Here is a 1,134-nt window from a genome sequence, read left to right on the forward strand (position 1 = left end):
CGAGCGCCCGCCGCTGAACCGCCTCGCCCCCCGCTCCAGGGCCCCGGGCAGGTCGGCGGCGGGCGTCGCGGCCAGGCCGGCCAGGGCCCGCTCGGCGGGATAGAACGCGCCACCGGGCGCCCGGGCCTCGGTGATGCCGTCGGTGAGCAGCACCAGCAGGCCGTCCTCGGGCAGCGCGAAACACCGCGCGCCGCGGGGCTCGCCGGTCAGCGCGGCGAGCCCCAACGGCACCCCGGCCGGCAGCACGACGGCCTCCACCCGCCCGCCGGGGCGCAGCAGGTAGGGCGTCAGATGGCCGCAGTTGACGGCCTGGACCGCCTCCCCGCCCCGCACGCACAGCACGGTGGCGGTGACGAAACGCTCCTGCTCCCCGCTCTGCACCGCGTACGCGTTGTGCCGCTGAACGGCCGCCTCCAGCGCGTCGGCGACGGCGGTCAGCTCCGCCTCCCTGAAGGCCGCCTCCCGAAAGGCGCTCAGCACCGCGAAGCCCGTCCCGATCGCGGGCAGGCCCTTGCCCTGCACGTCGCCCACCAGCACCCGGGTGCCGTGCGGGGTGTCCGCGACGTCGTACAGGTCGCCGCCGACCAGGGCGTCCTCCTCCACCGGCCGGTACAGCCCGTACAGCCGCACGTCGGCGGTGGCCACCGGCAGCGGGCGCAGCAGCTGGCGCTGCAGGGCCACCGCGCTCTGACGCATCCGGAACACCTGGCGCTCGCGCCGCACCCGCCGCGCGCACAGGGCGATCACGGCGGCCTCGGCGGCGATGACACCCAGCAGGGTGCCCAGACGGGCCGGCAGATCGGCGGGCGGGTACAGCAGCGTGTGCGCCACCACCACGACCGTCACCCACACGCTGACGGCCACCGTCTGCGCGACCGTGCCAAGGCCCGCCAGCAGCGCGGGCAGGAACACCAGCAGCAGCACCAGACGCGAGCTGGTACCGCTGGCCGCCTGGGCCAGCAGCACGGCGGCGGTGGCGGCCAGCACCCCCAGCGCCACCCCCCGGTTGCCGGGCGCGCGCGGCACGGCGGCCCGCTGCTCCTCGCCGTCCACCCGTCGCCCTCTCCGCCGCCCATCCGTCCGGCCGTTCCTCCAGGGTGGGCAAGGCGCCCCGGCGGGCGCCAACGGGCTGCG

Annotated in this window: 1 protein-coding gene; it reads right to left on the reverse strand. The window is 77.5% G+C overall.

Going from position 1 to position 1,134, the window contains the following annotated elements; genetic code table 11:
* On the reverse strand, positions 1–1,053 hold a 1,053-nt coding region (locus tag J0670_RS38475), incomplete at its 3' end, for a PP2C family protein-serine/threonine phosphatase (RefSeq protein ID WP_207817410.1).
* Between the last annotated feature and the right edge of the window lie 81 nt (positions 1,054–1,134).

It is taken from the genome of Streptomyces sp. FH025 (genome assembly GCF_017427025.1).
Lineage (GTDB): Bacteria > Actinomycetota > Actinomycetes > Streptomycetales > Streptomycetaceae > Kitasatospora.